The organism is Cupriavidus sp. U2 (assembly GCF_009663685.2).
Lineage (GTDB): Bacteria > Pseudomonadota > Gammaproteobacteria > Burkholderiales > Burkholderiaceae > Cupriavidus > Cupriavidus necator_C.
In genome coordinates this window covers 524,315-541,850 of sequence record NZ_RCOG02000002.1, presented here as the reverse complement: position 1 = coordinate 541,850, position 17,536 = coordinate 524,315, and the positions used below count along the sequence as shown (strand labels likewise).

The window sequence follows — 17,536 nt, the reverse complement described above, 5'->3', positions numbered from 1 at the left end:
ACGCATTGCCTCTGTGAATTAAGGTATTCATGCTGAGAATTCGCCGATAAACTGTCAAGCTGAAATTGCCCGAACCCGCTTCGGGCTTTCACCTATCGCCACCGTGGCCACCTTGGCCATCACCCGCTGCACCCGCCGACCTTACTGGGAGACCCATTCATGGCCCGCAAGCCCGCCCCGGAACGCCACGCCGATGCCGCCGAGGGCGCGACCCTGGACGCCCCGGCACGGACCGCGCCGCTGACCCGGGCCGCAGGCGTCAACATTGTGTCGTCGTCGCACCTGGTGTCGGTACGCAGCCCGGAGCTGTCCGAGTTCGAGTTTGGCCTGAATACGGCGTACAACGCCTATAGCCGCTGGGTGGTCCGCTGCATGGGCGCGGCCGGCGTGCGGGATTTGACCTTCCTGGATGTGCTGGTGCTGCACCATGTGAACCATCGCGGCCGGGCCAAGCGGCTGGCCGATATCTGCTTCGTCCTTAACGTCGAGGACACCCACCTGGTGACATATTCCCTGAAGAAGCTTGTGGGGCTTGGGCTGGTGGCCGGCGAGCGGGTGGGCAAGGAGGCCACCTACGCCACCACGCAGGCCGGTACCGAGGCCTGCGCCCGGTATCGGGAAATCCGCGAGCAATGCCTGACCAGCAATTTCACGGAGGGCAGTGATGAAAACGTCGAGATCGGCGAACTGGCGCGGCTGTTGCGCGTGCTGACAGGTCTCTACGAGCAGGCCGCGCGCTCCGCCACCTCTCTCTGAAGGCACTTTTTCGGGCGATTTTGCGCGGCTTTCGCGTGAAATCGGCCACTTTCGTGTTTTCGCGGAGATCAGGCCAGGGTGGATTGACGACGGCGTTCGAGGCGCCGGATGCGCCACGAGCCAGGCCAAATTGCGGTCCCGGGTCAGACTTTCCCGGGGCTGTCCGTCCGCGCCGCATTGCGCAATGCAAAAAGCGGCCGCCAACAAGGTACAATAGCGGTTTCCCGCATGCCGGCATTCCATTCAGCAGTGCCAGCCGCCGTTTAGCCTCACCTTCCTACGCCTCCTGACCGTACCGATCATGGCGCATTTCTCGTGCTTCCCCGGCGCTTTGGCGCTTTCCGCTTTCCGTCAGCAACGCCTGCTTGCCGCCCTGCAACAAGTCGACGCCGATATTGAGTCCGTGCATGGCCAGTTCGTGCATTTTGTCGATTCGGACACGCCGCTGTCCGCCGAGGACCAGACGCGCATCGGCGCGATGCTGACCTATGGCGCGCCGTTCACGGCCCAGCCCGAGGGCGACCGTTTCGTGGTGATTCCGCGCTTCGGGACCATTTCGCCGTGGGCCAGCAAAGCCACCGATATCGCCCATAACTGCGGCCTGACGCACGTGCACCGCATCGAGCGCGGCATCGAGATCACCGTGGTCTGCAAGAAGGGCCTGCTGCGCGGCCGCAAGACGCTGGACGCCGGCACCCGTGCCGCCGTGGCTGCGCACCTGTTCGACCGCATGACCGAAACCGTGATCGCCTCGCGCGAGGAAGCGGCCGGCCTGTTCCAGGAACTGCCCGCCAAGCCGCTGCAGTTCATCGACATTTCGGCAGGGCGTAGCGCCCTGGTTGACGCCAATACGGCCATGGGCCTGGCGCTTTCCGACGACGAAATCGACTATCTGCTGGAAAACTACGGCAAGCTCGGCCGCAACCCGACTGACGTCGAGCTGATGATGTTCGCCCAGGCCAACAGCGAACACTGCCGCCACAAGATCTTCAACGCCACCTGGACCATCGACGGCGTGACGCAGGACAAGTCGCTGTTCGCGATGATCCGCAACACGCACCAGCTGAATCCGCAGGGCTCGATCGTCGCCTATTCGGACAACTCGGCCGTGATGGAAGGCGACGTGGCCGAACGCTGGTTCCCGCGCGGCGCGGACCAGAAATATGGCCGCCACGAGGCGCTGACCCACACGCTGATGAAGGTGGAAACGCACAACCACCCGACCGCGATCTCGCCGTTCGCGGGCGCCTCGACCGGCGCCGGCGGTGAAATCCGCGACGAAGGCGCCACGGGCCGTGGTGCCAAGCCCAAGGCCGGTCTGACCGGCTTCACGGTGTCGAACCTGATGCTGCCCGATGCCGTCGAGAGTTGGGAAAATGCCCGCGACGCCGCACAGCCGGTGGCACATCGCAACCCGGACGACAAGCCCGGCGTGACCGGCAAGCCGGACCGCATCGCATCGCCGCTGCAGATCATGATCGACGGCCCGCTGGGCGGCGCCGCGTTCAACAATGAATTCGGTCGTGCCAACCTGGGCGGCTACTTCCGTGTCTACGAGCAAAATGTGGGCGGCACGGTGCGCGGCTACCACAAGCCGATCATGATTGCAGGCGGCATCGGCAATATCGACGCCGGCCATACGCACAAGGACCCGCTGCCGGCCGGCACGCTGCTGATCCAGCTGGGCGGCCCGGGCATGCGCATCGGCATGGGCGGCGGTGCCGCCAGCTCGATGGCGACCGGTACCAACACGGCCGACCTCGACTTCGATTCGGTGCAGCGTGGCAACCCTGAAATGGAGCGCCGTGCCCAGGAAGTGATCAACGCCTGCTGGCAACTGGGCGACGACAACCCGATCCTGTCGATCCACGACGTCGGCGCAGGCGGCATTTCGAACGCCTTCCCGGAACTGGTTGACGGTGCCGGTCGTGGCGCACGCTTCGAATTGCGCCAGGTGCACCTTGAAGAGTCTGGCCTGTCGCCCGCCGAAATCTGGTGCAACGAGTCGCAGGAACGCTATGTGCTGGCCATTGCGCCGAACGACCTGCCGCGCTTCCAGGCCATGTGCGAACGCGAACGGTCGCCGTTCGCCGTGGTGGGTATCGCCACCGAGGAGAAGCAACTGCAGCTGGTGGACGCCGATGTGGACGCCGCGCTGAAGGAGCACTTCGCAGTCGACATGCCGATGGACGTGCTCCTGGGCAAGCCGCCGCGCATGCATCGCGACGTGCAGCGCGTGGCGCGCGAACTGCCGCCGGTGGACGTGACCGGCATCGCACTGGAACAGGCCGTGAGCGACGTGCTGCGCCACCCGACCGTGGCCAGCAAGTCGTTCCTGATCACCATCGGCGACCGTACCGTGGGTGGCATGAACGCACGTGACCAGATGGTGGGTCCGTGGCAGGTGCCGGTGGCGGACGTGGCGGTGACCACGCTCGACTACAAGGGCCGCGCTGGCGAAGCCATGACGATGGGCGAGCGCACGCCGCTGGCCGTGATCGACGCCCCGGCCTCTGGCCGCATGGCCATCGGCGAGGCGCTGACGAACCTGGCGGCTGCCCCGGTCAAGGATCTGAACAAGGTCAAGCTGTCGGCCAACTGGATGGCCGCGTGCGGCGTAGCCGGCGAGGACGCGAAGCTGTACGACACGGTGCATGCCGTGGGCATGGAACTGTGCCCGGCGCTGGGCATCAGCATCCCGGTGGGCAAGGATTCGCTGTCGATGCGCACGAAGTGGTCCGATGCCGATGGCGACAAGGAAGTGGTGGCGCCGGTTTCTCTGATCATCTCGGCGTTTGCCGCAGTGGATGACACCAACCGGACGTTGACGCCGCAACTGCGTACCGACCTGGGCGATACCACGCTGATCGCCATCGACCTGGGCCGTGCAAAGAATCGCATGGGCGGCAGCATCCTGGCGCAGGTGACGCAGCAGGTGGGCGACCGCGCGCCGGACGTGGACAGCCCGGAAGACCTGAAGAACTTCTTCAATGTGATCCAGCGTCTGAACCGCGAAGGCAAGCTGCTGGCCTATCACGACCGCTCCGACGGCGGCTTCATGGCAACCGTTGCGGAAATGGCCTTCGCCGGCCGTACGGGCGTGTCGCTCAACGTGGACATGCTGACGCTGGACCCGAACCAGGAGCAGGACTACGGCGACGCCAAAAACTGGGCGCAGCAGGTTGCCGAACGCCGCAACGACCAGACGCTGCGGGCGCTGTTCTCCGAAGAACTGGGCGCGGTGATCCAGGTGCGTGCCGAAGAGCGCGATGCCGTATTCGCGGTGCTGCGCGAGGCCGGCCTGTCGGCGTGCAGCCACGTGATCGGCAAGCCGAACACGAACGACCAGATCGAGATCTATCGCGACGCGAAGAAGGTCTTCGGCGCTGCCCGTGCCGATCTGCAGCGTACCTGGACCGAGGTGAGCTGGCGTATCGCGCGGCTGCGCGACAACCCGGCCTGCGCCGACAGCGAGTACGACCGCGTTCTGGACGCCGCCGATCCTGGCATCAGCCCCGTGCTGACCTTCGATCCGGCGCAAGACATTGCTGCGCCGTTCATCGCCACCGGTAACCGTCCGCGTGTGGCGATCCTGCGCGAGCAGGGCGTCAATTCGCAGATCGAGATGGCCTACAGCATGGACCTGGCCGGTTTCGACACGGTCGACGTCCATATGAGCGACCTGATCGCCGGTCGCGCCACATTGGCCGATTTCAAGGGTTTCGTGGCTTGCGGCGGCTTCAGCTACGGCGACGTGCTCGGCGCCGGCGAAGGCTGGGCCAAGACGATTCTGTTCAACGGCCAGATGGCGGAGCAGTTCGCGGCGTTCTTCAACCGCCAGGACACTTTCGCGCTGGGTGTTTGCAATGGCTGCCAGATGCTGAGCAACCTGGCCCCGATCATCCCGGGCGCCGGTGCATGGCCGAAGTTCACGCGCAATCAGTCCGAGCAGTACGAAGCACGCTTCGTTACGGTGGAAGTGCAGCAGTCGCCGTCGATCTTCTTCGCCGGCATGGAGGGTAGCCGCATCCCCATCGCCGTGGCGCATGGCGAAGGTTTTGCCGATTTCTCGCAGCAGGGCGATATTGCGAAGGTTGCCGTGGCGCTGCGCTTCGTCGACAACCGCGGTGTCGTGACGCAGACCTATCCGCTGAACCCGAACGGCTCGCCGCAGGGCATCACGTCGGTGACGACCGTGGACGGCCGCTTCACCGCGCTGATGCCGCACCCGGAGCGCGTGTTCCGAACCGCGACCATGAGCTGGGCACCTGACGCATGGAAGGACATCCCCGATGGTGGCAGCCCGTGGATGCGCATGTTCCGCAATGCGCGCAAGTGGGTCGGCTGATAGAACCTGCTGCTTCGAACGAAACGCCCGCGCAAGCGGGCGTTTTTTATGGCCTAGGGTGCGGTGTCATCGCCTGACCAGATAGAGCCATGCGAAAAAGAAGATAAAGGTGAACGCCGCGTAGGCGATGATGCCCCACTCGGCGCGCTTCAAGACCTTGAACTGAAACTCGTCATCTTCGAAAAACCGGGTCAGAAACTTGCTCATGATTTTCTCCTCGTACGATTTGCGGAAGCCCCTTGACGAAGGTCAACTGGCAGTCGAAGTCAGCGCCAGACGGGCCGATGTAGACGCCGCGGCACCAAGAAGGCTCAGCAAGACCGAAAGGCGTAGAACGAGATTGATTTCCGCGCGCTTGCTGCGACCCCTGGGGTGGGCATCCATCGCGCCAAGCAGCACCAGCAGGCAGCCGGCGACGATCAGCAGGACGTGCAGGCACAAGAACATCCAGGCGCCCAGATGGGGGCCGTCGGTCTGATCGATCCACCCAGCAAGCCCATAACAGGCGCTGGCGCTCAGCGGAATTGCCGCCCACAGCAACTGCCCATCCTGAACCGCCCGCCGCACAATCCCCTGGCCGCGTGAGCGCGAGAACACTGCCACCTTCGCAAAGGGCAGCAGGGCGAACGGCGCCAGCAGCGGAATCGCCACGTTGAAAACAAACCAGCCGAACAGTTCGGATACGCCTGTCATACCACTCCCTGAAAGCCATTGGACAAGACTGCGTGTGGGGCAATGCATGCCTTCACGTTCGCAACGCAGTGATCCTAGGCCTCGAGAATGGGTGCGCCAAGAGGGGTTTTGTGAACTTGTGTGTCCAGAAAACCGGCGCTTGCTTCAGGTCATGAGAAAGATCTCAGACTGTGACAGGAGCGGGGAGGTCGACGGGGTGTTCGCCAGTTTGCAACGGCTGGGCTTGCTGCGCGCGCAGGCGCTCGCTCCATGGCAGGTAGCGGGAATAGAGCAGGCGCATACGGTCTGCGCCGGGCGGTACGGGGATTTCGCCACGTACTTCCATGAACGCGACGGTCGCTTGCAGCAGCTTTGACTGGGCGTAGCGGTCGCGCGTCGGCAGGTGAGGATGAAGGTCGCGCCATCGGCGGCCAGTGCATTCGATATGGGGCATGCCTAGGGCGCAGTAGACCATGCCGCTGGAATAGAGATGCCACATGTACCAGTAGCCGCTCATCATGCCCATAGCAATATGCCCTCGATCCTGACGCTCGATACCTTGGCGGGACGGGTGTCCGGCTTCGTCGAGCCCTTCGATATTACTGGGGCCGGAGGAGCGATGGAACCCGCCAACTGCACTAGAATGTTACCGAGCGCGCCAAGGTGCGCCCCAAAAAGAGAAAACCGGCGCACAGGCGCCGGTTTTTGTATGCAGCAAGCAAGGGGATTACTGGATCTTGGCCTTGTCCTTGAGCGACTTCATCATCGCCTGGAACTGCTCGCGCTGCCATGCCTGGTCGCCCATCAGCATCTGCTGGAGCTGAGGCTTCACTTCCTCGAACGTCGGGATCTTCTGGTCGCGCACGTCCACGAGTTCAATGATGTGCCAGCCGAACTGGGTCTTGACCGGCGTATCGGTCATCTGGCCCTTCTTCAGGCCGGTCATGGCCGCCGAGAATTCCGGCACGTAGCTGCCGCTGTTGGCCCAGTCCAGGTCGCCGCCATTGGCTGCCGAGCCGGTGTCCTTCGACGATGCCTTGGCTACGTCTTCAAACTTGGCGCCGCCCTTGATCTTGGCGATCAGTGCCTTGGCGTCCGCTTCCTTTTCCACCAGGATGTGGCGGGCGTGGTATTCCTTGCCATTGCCGAACTGGCCCTTGATCTTCTCGTATTGCTTGCGCAGTTCGTCGTCGCTGGCGCCATGGGTCTTGACGTAGTCCTCGAACACCGCACCGGCCAGCACGTTCAGGCGGGCCTGTTCGAGCTGGTCCTGAACGTCGTCGCGTTGCAGGATGCCGCGCTTGGAGGCTTCCTGCACCAGCAGTTCCCGGTCGATCAGCATGGTGCGGGCACGGTCGCGCAGTTCGGGCGAGGCGGGCTGGCCGGTGCCGGCGATCAGCTTGTCCACCTTGGCCGACGGGATGGGCTTGCCATTCACAACGGCGGCGTTCTGGGCGAACACGGGCAGGCTGCCAGCAGCGAGCACAGCCGCCAGGCTGAACGAGAGGACGGTGGTCTTCATGGAGTCAGGTCTGAGAGTAGCGAGAGCGCGTCGCGTCATGCTTCGCGGGATTGATATTCTTGGTCGGTGTACGCGCTGACGGCCAGCGCATGGATCTGCGCGGGGAATAGTTCGCGCAGCGCATCATACACCATACGGTGGCGGGTCACGCGCGAATGGCCAGCGAACCGGTTGCTGACGATCAGAACGTTGTAATGACCCCCACCCGACGCCGCGCCGGCATGGCCCGCATGGGCCGCGCTGTCGTCGTGGACGTGCAGGTGGGAGGGTTCGAGCGCCGCACGCAGCAGCGCGTCGATGGTGGCGGGATCGGCGGCCATCGGTTAGTCCTTCGGGATTGTCATCGGGTGCGGCAGGGCGGCTGCGCCTATTCGGAGCGGCCTTCCCGCGACGGGGTTTCCTCGATGTGGCGCGACAGCCAGATGCTCTGCGCGACGATGAAGACGACCATCAGGCCCATGCTGCCAAACAGCTTGAAATTGACCCAGGTATCGGTGGAAAACTGATACGCCACGTAGAGGTTCAGCACGCCCATCACGGCGAAGAACGCGGCCCATGCAACGTTGAGCCGGCCCCACATCGCGTCCGGCATCGTGACCTGCTTTTCCATCATGGCGCGGATCAGGTTCTTGCGCCAGCCGATGACCGAGCCGATCAGTGTGACCGCAAACAGCCAGTAGAGCACCGTGGGCTTCCACTTGATGAAGGTTTCATTGTGCAGAACGATCGTCGCGCCGCCGAAAACGCCGATGATCAGCAGGCTGACCCATTGCATCGGCTCGACCTTGCCATGACGGATGCGCACCCACGCGATCTGCAGCACCGTGGCCACGATGGCCACCGCGGTGGCCGGATAGATGCCGAACAGCTTGAATGCGACAAAAAACAGGATGACCGGGAACAGGTCGAACAGGAATTTCATGCGGACCAAATCAGGTTGGCGAGCCCGGCATGCGGCCGGGCCCGCTGGGAATCCGCCAGGCGGATCGGACGTGGCGTCCGGTGTGCGGGTGGCGTCACCCGCGATCAGCCGGATCGCGATCGTCGAATTTTAGCGCAGCCGAGTTGATGCAATAGCGCAGACCGGTCGGGGCCGGGCCATCCTCGAAGACATGGCCCAGATGGCTGCCGCATTCCTTGCAACGGACTTCCACCCGCGTCATGCCGTGGCTGTGGTCCACGTGCTCGGCAATCACCTCGCCGTTGATCGGACGGAAATAGCTGGGCCAGCCGCAGCCGGCGTCGAACTTGGTGGCCGACTCGAACAGCGGGGTGCCGCAGCCTACGCAGTGGTAGATGCCCTGGTCCCAGTGGTCCCAGTAGCGGCCCGTGAACGGACGCTCGGTGGCGGCCTCGCGCGTCACGCGGTACTCGATGTCGGACAGCTGGTCACGCCATTCGGCGTCGGTCTTGGTGGTAGTCATCTCGTTTCCTTGTTGCGATCCCGGGCAGGCTGCCAGGCTCACGACGAACAGCTGACTTCGAGCCCCGAAGCCCAGTCGGGCGGCAGGGCGGCATAGTGTTCCGCATCGGGCTGCTCGTCGAAGGGCCGCGACAGCACGGCCAGCAGGCGGTCCACCTCCGAGAAGTCCTTGTCGCGCGCGGCACGGATCGCGGTTTCGGCCAAATGATTCCGGAGCACGTATTTCGGGTTGACTTGCCGCATTGCAACCCCGCGGGCGGCATCGTCGGACTGTTCCGCCTGCAGGCGGGCGCGGTATTCGGCGGCCCATGCGTCCCAGGCCGCGCGGTCCAGGAACAGGTCGCGCACGGGCGCATCGCGCGATCCGTCCTGCGAGCCCACCTGGGCCAGGTTGCGCCAGAACAGCGTGTAGTCCACGCGATTGGCGTGCATCACACGGAACAGGTTCGTCATCAGCGTCTCGTCCTGGTCATGCGCGGTGCGCAGGCCAAGCTTGGCGCGGTAATGGCGGAAGAAGGCCTCGGCATAGCGGTCCCGGAACGGGTCGAGCGCCTCGCGAGCGGCTTCCACGGCTTCGTTCTTGGCCGCTTCGGCATCGGTGGCATCCGCGTCGCGCCACAGCGGCAGCAGCGCCTGGGCCAGGCACTGCAGGTTCCAGAACGCGATCTGGGGCTGCTGGCTGTACGCGTAGCGGCCCTGCTGGTCGGAATGGTTGCAGATGTGGTTCGCGTCGAAGGCGTCGAGGAAGCCGAACGGTCCATAGTCGATGGTCAGACCCAGGATCGACATGTTGTCGGTGTTCATCACGCCATGACAGAAGCCCACGGCCTGCCAGTGCGCCACCATGTCCGCCGTGCGCAGCGATACCTCGCGCAGCAGCGCCTGGTACGGGCTGGCCGCGTCGCGGCAGGCCGGATAGAAGCGGTCGATCACGAAATCGGCAAGCTGCTTCAGCGAGGCGTGGTCCTCGCGGGCGGCGAAATGCTCGAAATGACCAAACCGGATGAAGCTCGGCGCCAGCCGCGTAACCACGGCCGATGTCTCGATGGTTTCGCGCCGGACCGGCGCGTCGGAGCCCATGATCGCCAGTGCCCGCGTAGTGGGCACGTCCAGCGCATGCATGGCTTCCGAGCAGAGGTATTCACGGATCGACGAGCGCAGCACCGCGCGGCCATCTGCCATGCGCGAGTAGGGGGTCAGGCCGGCGCCCTTGAGCTGGATCTCCCACGGACCGTCGGGCATCGCGGCCTCGGCCAGCCGGATGGCGCGGCCATCGCCAAGCTGCCCGGCCCACACGCCGAACTGATGGCCGGAGTAGACCGTGGCCAGCGGGTCTGCCCAGTCCGGCACGGCGTTGCCGGTGAAGGTGTCGACGAACTTCGGATCCTGCGTGGCGGCGCGCAGGCCGGTTTCATCCCATCCGAGCAGGGCCGCAGCCGCGGGGGCTACGCTGACTACATAAGGCGAAGGCAGGGCGGTCGGCGCCAGCCGCGTAAAAAACCGCTCGCCGAGTGCCGCCATGCCGGGTGCGGTCTTGAACGGCACGGGCAATGAAATACGCGGCAGGGCGTCGTTGGATTCAGTAGACATAGACGGCGTGCATGACGCTAGGGGAAAACGACATATTGAGGCGCTTCAGGGCTCGCAGTATTGTACTTGCACCGGTTTTCTCCTGCCGGCCAAGGGTTGTCCGCTGCTCGCAGACCATTCAAAAAGCGACGCAAATATCGGACATCAATCCGGTGCATGGCAGGGTCTGCGTATGGGTGCCAGGAGCGCGCGCCCACTACGTGTCAGTCCACCAACAACACCAACAAGTTTCTTCATTTTTTGTCGATGCTTTTGCAGGGTGTGGGATAGTCGGCCAAAAATAAGAACGGTTGTTCGTTTTTTCCGAACCAAGGAGACCGTTTCATGGCATTGATGGGTCAAATGATGAGCGCGCCGCTGCTCATTTCCTCCATCATCAAGCACGCTGCGCGCTACTACGGCAGCACCGAAATCGTCTCGCGGCGAACCGAAGGCGACCTTCACCGATATACCTACCGCGACTGTGAACTGCGTGCCCGCAAGTTGGCCCAGGCGCTGGAGGCGTTGGGCGTGGCGCAGGGCGAGCGTGTGGGTACGCTGGCCTGGAACGGCTACCGGCACCTGGAAATCTACTACGGCGTGTCGGGCATGGGCGCCGTCTGCCACACGATCAATCCGCGCCTGTTCCCGGAGCAGATTGCCTACATCGTCAATCACGCTGACGACCAGTTCATCTTCTTCGATGCCACGTTCCTGCCGCTGGTGGAAGGCGTGGCGCCGCACTGCCCGAACGTGAAGGGCTGGGTCATGATGACGGACCGCGCGCATATGCCGGCGGAATCGAAGGTGGACCTGCTGTGCTACGAAGACCTGATCGACGCCCACGACGGCGCCTACGAATGGCCGGAATTCGACGAGAACCTGGCGTCGAGCCTGTGCTACACGTCGGGCACTACGGGCAATCCGAAGGGCGCACTGTACTCGCACCGCTCGACTGTGCTGCATTCCTATGCGTCGGCACTGCCCGATGCCCTGGGCTGCTCGGCCAAGGACGTGATCCTGCCGGTGGTGCCGATGTTCCACGTCAACGCCTGGGGCCTGCCGTATTCGGTGCCGCTGGTGGGCGCCAAGCTCGTGTTTCCGGGCGCCAAGCTCGACGGCGCATCGCTCTATGACCTGTTCGAGCAGGAGGGCGTGACGTTCTCCGCCGGCGTGCCCACCGTCTGGCTGGGCCTGCTGCAATACGTGCAGGCCAACAAGCTGAAGTTCTCAACCTTCCGCCGCACGGTGATCGGCGGTTCGGCCGCGCCGCCCGCCATGATCCGCACGCTCGAGGCGTTGGACGTGGAGGTCATCCACGCCTGGGGCATGACCGAGATGTCGCCGCTGGGCACGTCATGCAAGCTGCTGGCGCGCCACAAGGACCTGCCCGAGGACGCCCGGCACAAGATCCTGGAAAAGCAGGGCCGGGTGATCTACGGCGTGGACATGAAGATCGTGGACGGCGAAGGCCAGGAACTGCCGTGGGACGGCAAGGCCTTCGGCGACCTGCTGGTGCGCGGCCCGTGGGTGATCGACCATTACTTCCGCAACGACAACAACCCGCTGGTGGATGGCTGGTTCCCGACCGGGGACGTGGCCACCATCGACGAAGACGGCTACATGCAGATCACGGACCGCAGCAAGGACGTGATCAAGTCCGGCGGCGAGTGGATTTCGTCGATCGACGTCGAAAACGTGGCGGCGGCGCACCCGGCCGTGCATATGGCCGCCTGCATCTCCGCGTACCACCCCAAGTGGGACGAACGGCCGCTGCTGGTGGTGGTCAAGCGCCCCGGCATGGATGTCACCCGCGAGGAACTGCTGGGCTTCTTCGAAGGCAAGGTCGCCAAGTGGTGGATTCCCGATGACGTGGCATTCGTGACCGAGATTCCGCTGACGGCCACCGGCAAGATGCAGAAGCTCCGGCTGCGCGAGCAGTTCAAGGAATACAGGCTGCCCGGCGTCTGAAGGCCGGACCCCGGCATTTCCGGGCCGGCAGGGCAGCAACAGGCATTTGCGGTGTCCCGCCATGGCAATCGGATGGCGGTCACAGCGCAGACGCGGCGGCCTGGCGCGAGGAGGGCACGGGCCGCCGCCCATCGCCAATGACAACAAGTGAAGGAGACAGGTATGACAAGGTTGCGTCCGCTGGTACGAGGTGTGGCTGCAGTTGTTGCTCTGGGTTCCGCGCTGGCATCGGGCGCCGCGGCGGCCGATACGGTGAAGATCGCCTTCATCGATCCGTTGTCGGGGCTGATGGCCCCGGTGGGGCAGAACCAGCTCAAGAGCTGGCAGTACGTGGCCGAGGTGGCCAACCAGAAGGGCTGGGGCGGGGCGCACAAGTTCGAGGTGGTGGGCTTCGACAACAAGCTGAGCCCGCAGGAAAGCCTGACCATCCTCAAGCAGGTGGTGGACCAGAATATCCGCTACATCGTGCAGGGCAACGGCTCGTCGGTGGGCCTGGCGCTGGAAGACGCGGTGGCCAAGCACAACGAGCGCAACCCGGGCAAGGAAATCGTCTACCTGAACTACGCCGCGGTAGACCCGGATATGACCAACAGCAAATGCAGCTACTGGCATTTCCGGCTCGATGCCAATTCCGACATGAAGATGGAGGCCCTGACCACCTATCTGGCCAAGGACCCCAGCGTCAAGAAGGTCTACCTGATCAACCAGAACTATTCGTTCGGCCACCAGGTGGCACGGGCGGCCAAGGACTACCTGAAGCGCAAGCGGCCTGACATCCAGATCGTTGGCGAAGACCTGCACCCGCTGGCGCAGGTCAAGGACTTCGCGCCGTACGCGGCCAAGATCAAGGCGTCGGGTGCCGATACGGTGATCACCGGCAACTGGGGCAGCGACCTGGCCCTGCTGATCAAGGCGGGCAAGGATGCCGGCCTGCCGGTCAACTACTACACGTACTACGCCGCCACGACCGGCGTGCCCACCGCCATGGGCGCGGCCGGCGCCGAGCACGTCAAGTACGTGGGTTACTACAACCCGAACAACGCCACTTTCCGGGGCGGAGACATCGTCGAGGGCTACAAGAAGAGGTACAACGACGACTTCTACGTGATGGCGTCGTACACGGGCGTCGCCATGCTGGCCAAGGCCATCAAGGACACCGGATCCACCGATCCGGTCAAGGTGGCCAAGGCGATGGAGGGCCTGAAGGTGGAAAGCATGAATGGCACGGTGGAGATGCGTGCCAGCGACCACCAGGCCCAGCAGCCGCTGGTGGTGGCCACCTGGACCAAGGTCAACGGCAAGGACATCAAGTACGACCAGGAAAACACCGGCTATGGCTGGAAGACCAATGCGACGCTTGACCAGTTCGTGGCGGCGCAGCCCACCTCGTGCCAGATGAAGCGGCCGGGCAGCGGTAGCTGACACCGCGACGGGTGGGAAGGGGTTCCCCGCCACGCGGGAACCCCTGACAATATGGCTTTTGTCGGGTCAGGCTCCGGCTCCGGGAGCAGGCCCTGAGGACTTGCCGTGGAATTCTTCATCATCTCGCTACTGAACGGCGTCAGCTACGGCTTGCTGCTGTTCATGCTGTCATCGGGGCTGACGCTGATCTTCAGCATGATGGGCGTGCTCAACTTCGCCCATGCCAGCTTCTACATGCTGGGCGCCTACTTTGCCTACACCATCGCCACCAAGGTCGGCTTCTGGCCGGCGCTGATCCTGGCGCCGCTGCTGGTGGCCGGCGCCGGGGCGCTGGTGGAGCGGTTCGGCCTGCGCACGGTCCACAAGTACGGCCATGTGGCCGAACTGCTATTTACTTTCGGCCTGGCCTACCTGATCGAGGAAGGCGTCAAGCTGGTCTGGGGCCTGGCCGCCGTGCCGTACCGCATCCCGGCCGAGCTCGATGGGCCGCTGTTCACGGTCTTTACCTCGTCGTTCCCCAAATATCGTGCATTCATGATGCTGGTGTCGCTGGGCATGCTGGTGGCGATCTACCTGGTACTGACGCGCACCCGCATCGGCCTGGTCATCCAGGCGGCGCTGACCCATCCGGAGATGGTCGAGGCATTGGGCCATAACGTGCCGCGCGTATTCATGCTGGTGTTCGGCGGCGGGGCGGCGCTGGCTGGCCTGGCCGGCGTGATCGGCGGCAATGCGTTTGTCACCGAGCCGTCGATGGCGGCGGCCGTCGGCTCCATCGTCTTCGTCGTGGCGGTGGTGGGGGGCATGGGATCGCTGGTCGGGGCGTTTATCGCATCGATCCTGATCGGCGTGCTGCAGACGTTCGCCGTGACCATCGATGCATCGCTGGCCGGCCTGTTCGGCAGCTTCGGCATGGCGGTCAACGATGCCACGCCGCTCAGTTCGGTCTGGAAGCTCACCGTGGCGCAGGTGGCGCCGGTGCTGCCGTACCTGCTGCTGGTGGTCATGCTGATATTCCGCCCACGTGGGCTGATGGGCACCCGGGAGAGCTGAGCGATGGAGTCCACGACGATGCAACATAGCTCCAACCCGGTCGTGACCGGACGCACCCTGCGTTACCGCCCGCTGAACCTGGCGCGATGGATCATCTGGACCACCACGGCACTGCTGATGCTGGTGGCGCCGCTGGCCTTCACGGGCGGGTTCGCCGTGACGCTGATGTCCCAGATGGGCATCATGATCATCTTCGCGCTGTCGTACAACATGCTGCTGGGCCAGACCGGCATGCTGTCGTTCGGGCATGCCGTGTACTCGGGCCTGGGCGCGTTCATCGCGGTGCATGTGCTGAACATGATCGGCGCGGGCAAGGTCTGGCTGCCGGTGTCGATGCTGCCGCTGGTGGGCGGGCTGGCCGGCGCGTTCTTCGGCGTGCTGTTCGGCTACGTGACGACGAAGAAGTCCGGCACCACGTTCGCCATGATCACGATGGGCATCGGCGAAATGGTCTTTGCCAGTTCGCTGATGTTCCCCGATTTCTTCGGCGGCGAAGGCGGGATCTCCACCAACCGCGTGGTCGGCGATCCCTTCCTGGGCATTACCTTCGGTCCGGGCCGGCAGGTCTACTACCTGATCGCGGTCTGGTGCTTCCTGTCGATGGTGGCCATGTACGCCTGGACGCAGACGCCGCTGGGCCGCATCGCCAACGCGGTACGGGACAATCCCGAGCGGGTGGAATTCATCGGCTACAACACCCAGCGCGTGCGCTACCTGGTACTGATCCTGTCGGCGTTCTTCGCGGGCATTGCCGGGGCGCTGTCGGCCATCAATTTCGAGATCGTGTCGGCCGAAAACGTCAGCGCGGTACGTTCCGGCGGCGTGTTGCTGGCTGCGTTTATCGGCGGCGCGGGCGTGTTTTTCGGCCCGGTCATCGGCGCCATCGTCTTCACGCTGTTCGCGGTGGCACTGTCGGACCTGACCAAGGCCTGGCTGCTGTACCTGGGCCTGTTCTTCGTGACGATGGTGATGTTCGTGCCGGGCGGCATCGCCAGCCTGCTGCTGATGCAGATGCCGCTGCTGGCGAAGAAGCAGTTTGGCCGCATGCTTCCGTCATACGCACGGGCCGGCGTGGCCGGACTGGTGCTGCTGGCGGCTGTGATCCTGACCGTGGAAATGGTCTACAAGGTGCAGGTCGACAGTGCCAACGGCACGGCGATGTCGTTGCTGGGCATCGGGTTCGACGCCGGCACGCTGCCGCCGTGGATCGTGGCGGCGGCGCTGTGGGCGCTGGGCTACGCGGCCTGGCGCTGGGCGACGGCGAAGGTGCGCGCCGAACTGGACGCCATCCAGGCGGAAACGGGAGGTCTGGCATGAACGCCGCACTCGAACTTTCGGATGTCCGCAAGCGGTTCGGGCAGACCGAGATTATCCGCGGGGTGACGCTGACCATCGGCAAGGGCGAACGGCATGCGCTGATTGGCCCCAACGGGGCCGGCAAGTCCACCACCTTCAACCTGATCTCGGGCAGGTTCGCGCCCACGTCCGGGGCGGTGAAGCTGAACGGCCAGAGCATTGCCGGACTGCGGCCATTCGAGATCAACCGCATGGGGCTGTCGCGCAGCTTCCAGATCACGAACATCTTCCACCGGCTGTCGGTGTTCGAAAACCTGCGCTGCGCCGTGCTGTGGTCGCTGGGCTACAAGTATTCGTTCTGGCACCGGCTGTCGGCGTTGCGCGATGCCAAGGCGCGCGCCGACGAGGTGCTGGAACTGATCGGCATGCAGCACCGCCGCAATACCCAGGCCGGTCTGCTGACCTACGCGGAGCAGCGGGCGCTGGAGATCGGCATCACCATCGCCGGCGGCGCCGAGGTCATCCTGCTGGACGAGCCCACCGCCGGCATGAGTCGCTCCGAATCGGACCATGCCGTGGAGTTGATTCGCAAGGTGACGGTAGGCAAGACCCTGGTCATGGTGGAACACGACATGAGCGTGGTGTTCGGCCTGGCCGACCGGATTTCGGTGCTGGTGTACGGCGAGGTCATCGCGACCGATACGCCGGAGGCCATCCGCAACAACCGCCGCGTCAAGGAAGCCTATCTGGGCACTTCGCTCGACGAACCCGCGCTGGCAGGAGCCCACGAATGAGCAAGCCCATGCTGGAAGTCACCGGGCTGCACGCCTACTACGGCAAGAGCCATATCCTGCACGGCGTGGATGCCCGTGTCGACGAAGGCGAGATCGTGGCGCTGCTGGGCCGCAACGGGGTGGGGCGCTCGACCATGGCCAAGGCCATCCTGGGCATGGTCAAGGCGGAAGGGTCCGTGCGCTTTCGTGGCGACGAGATCCTGGGACGGCGTACATTCGAGATCGCCCATGCCGGCATCGGCTATGTGCCCGAGAACCGCGACATCTTCCCGACGCTGACCGTGCGGCAGAACCTGTTGCTGGGCGAGAAGCGCAATCCGCGCCAGCAGAAGCCGCGCTGGAGCGTGGAGGACATGTACCGCATGTTCCCGCGGCTCAAGGAGCGCGAGAACACGTCGGCGGGCGTGTTGTCCGGCGGCGAGCAGCAGATGCTGACGCTATGCCGCACGCTGATGGGCGACCCCGACCTGATCCTGATCGACGAGCCCACCGAAGGCCTGGCGCCGATGATCGTCACGCTGGTGGGCGACTTCCTCAAGACGCTCAAGGAGCGCGGCGTGTCGGTGCTGCTGATCGAGCAGAAACTGGCCATTGCGCTCGACATTTCGCAGCGCGTCTACGTGATGGGCCACGGGCATATCGTGTTCGAGGGCACGCCCGCGGCACTGAAGGCCAATGCCCAGATCCGGAAGGAATGGCTGGAAGTGTGA

General features: G+C 64.4%; 16 protein-coding genes. 8 read left to right on the top strand and 8 right to left on the bottom strand.

Annotated features, from left to right (window positions below; all coding sequences use genetic code 11):
- Positions 1-159 precede the first annotated feature (159 nt).
- Positions 160-756 carry a winged helix DNA-binding protein gene (locus D9X30_RS04030; RefSeq protein ID WP_153948167.1) on the top strand — a complete coding sequence of 199 codons (597 nt, stop codon included), beginning with the start codon at positions 160-162 and terminating at the stop codon, positions 754-756.
- 301 nt (positions 757-1,057) lie between these two features.
- Entirely contained in the window at positions 1,058-5,104 is a 4,047-nt protein-coding gene (gene purL, locus D9X30_RS04025; RefSeq protein ID WP_153948168.1) for a phosphoribosylformylglycinamidine synthase, read from the top strand.
- 66 nt (positions 5,105-5,170) lie between these two features.
- On the opposite strand, the gene D9X30_RS04020 is transcribed toward purL, so the two are convergent.
- From D9X30_RS04020 to D9X30_RS03985, 8 genes are all read right to left on the bottom strand, one after another.
- On the bottom strand, positions 5,171-5,311 hold the full coding sequence (locus D9X30_RS04020; RefSeq protein WP_153948169.1) for a hypothetical protein: 141 nt from the start codon (positions 5,309-5,311) through the stop codon (positions 5,171-5,173).
- A 42-nt stretch (positions 5,312-5,353) separates the two neighbouring features.
- Positions 5,354-5,797 carry a hypothetical protein gene (locus D9X30_RS04015; RefSeq protein ID WP_153948170.1) on the bottom strand — a complete coding sequence of 148 codons (444 nt, stop codon included), beginning with the start codon at positions 5,795-5,797 and terminating at the stop codon, positions 5,354-5,356.
- A gap of 163 nt (positions 5,798-5,960) precedes the next feature.
- Entirely contained in the window at positions 5,961-6,302 is a 342-nt protein-coding gene (locus D9X30_RS04010; RefSeq protein ID WP_153948171.1) for a hypothetical protein, read from the bottom strand.
- A gap of 201 nt (positions 6,303-6,503) precedes the next feature.
- Positions 6,504-7,298 (bottom strand): peptidylprolyl isomerase, encoded by a 795-nt coding sequence (locus tag D9X30_RS04005; protein ID WP_092595716.1) that lies wholly within the window; start codon positions 7,296-7,298, stop codon positions 6,504-6,506.
- 35 nt (positions 7,299-7,333) lie between these two features.
- Positions 7,334-7,618 carry a BolA family protein gene (locus D9X30_RS04000; protein WP_092595714.1) on the bottom strand — a complete coding sequence of 95 codons (285 nt, stop codon included), beginning with the start codon at positions 7,616-7,618 and terminating at the stop codon, positions 7,334-7,336.
- 47 nt (positions 7,619-7,665) lie between these two features.
- Complete coding sequence (locus tag D9X30_RS03995) at positions 7,666-8,220, bottom strand: septation protein A (RefSeq protein ID WP_153948172.1); 555 nt, start codon at positions 8,218-8,220, stop codon at positions 7,666-7,668.
- A gap of 94 nt (positions 8,221-8,314) precedes the next feature.
- Positions 8,315-8,722 carry a peptide-methionine (R)-S-oxide reductase MsrB gene (gene msrB / locus D9X30_RS03990; protein ID WP_153948173.1) on the bottom strand — a complete coding sequence of 136 codons (408 nt, stop codon included), beginning with the start codon at positions 8,720-8,722 and terminating at the stop codon, positions 8,315-8,317.
- Positions 8,723-8,760: 38 nt separating this feature from the next.
- Positions 8,761-10,311, bottom strand: coding sequence for a protein adenylyltransferase SelO (locus D9X30_RS03985; protein ID WP_153948174.1), 1,551 nt, complete (start codon positions 10,309-10,311; stop codon positions 8,761-8,763).
- A 324-nt stretch (positions 10,312-10,635) separates the two neighbouring features.
- Here D9X30_RS03985 and D9X30_RS03980 point away from each other — a divergent pair, with 324 nt between their 5' ends.
- The 6 genes from D9X30_RS03980 (at position 10,636) to D9X30_RS03955 (ending at position 17,536) form a co-directional block, all read left to right on the top strand.
- Positions 10,636-12,261 (top strand): 3-(methylthio)propionyl-CoA ligase, encoded by a 1,626-nt coding sequence (locus D9X30_RS03980; RefSeq protein WP_153948175.1) that lies wholly within the window; start codon positions 10,636-10,638, stop codon positions 12,259-12,261.
- 162 nt (positions 12,262-12,423) lie between these two features.
- Complete coding sequence (locus tag D9X30_RS03975) at positions 12,424-13,683, top strand: branched-chain amino acid ABC transporter substrate-binding protein (protein ID WP_153948176.1); 1,260 nt, start codon at positions 12,424-12,426, stop codon at positions 13,681-13,683.
- A 105-nt stretch (positions 13,684-13,788) separates the two neighbouring features.
- Complete coding sequence (locus D9X30_RS03970; RefSeq protein WP_249640875.1) at positions 13,789-14,736, top strand: branched-chain amino acid ABC transporter permease; 948 nt, start codon at positions 13,789-13,791, stop codon at positions 14,734-14,736.
- 3 nt (positions 14,737-14,739) lie between these two features.
- Positions 14,740-16,053: a branched-chain amino acid ABC transporter permease gene (locus D9X30_RS03965; protein WP_153948177.1), complete on the top strand. Its 1,314-nt coding sequence runs from the start codon at positions 14,740-14,742 to the stop codon at positions 16,051-16,053.
- On the top strand, positions 16,050-16,826 hold the full coding sequence (locus D9X30_RS03960) for an ABC transporter ATP-binding protein (protein ID WP_153948178.1): 777 nt from the start codon (positions 16,050-16,052) through the stop codon (positions 16,824-16,826). The genes D9X30_RS03965 and D9X30_RS03960 overlap by 4 nt, the downstream gene beginning before the upstream one ends.
- Positions 16,823-17,536, top strand: a complete 714-nt coding sequence (locus tag D9X30_RS03955; RefSeq protein ID WP_153948179.1) for an ABC transporter ATP-binding protein — start codon at positions 16,823-16,825, stop codon at positions 17,534-17,536. The genes D9X30_RS03960 and D9X30_RS03955 overlap by 4 nt, the downstream gene beginning before the upstream one ends.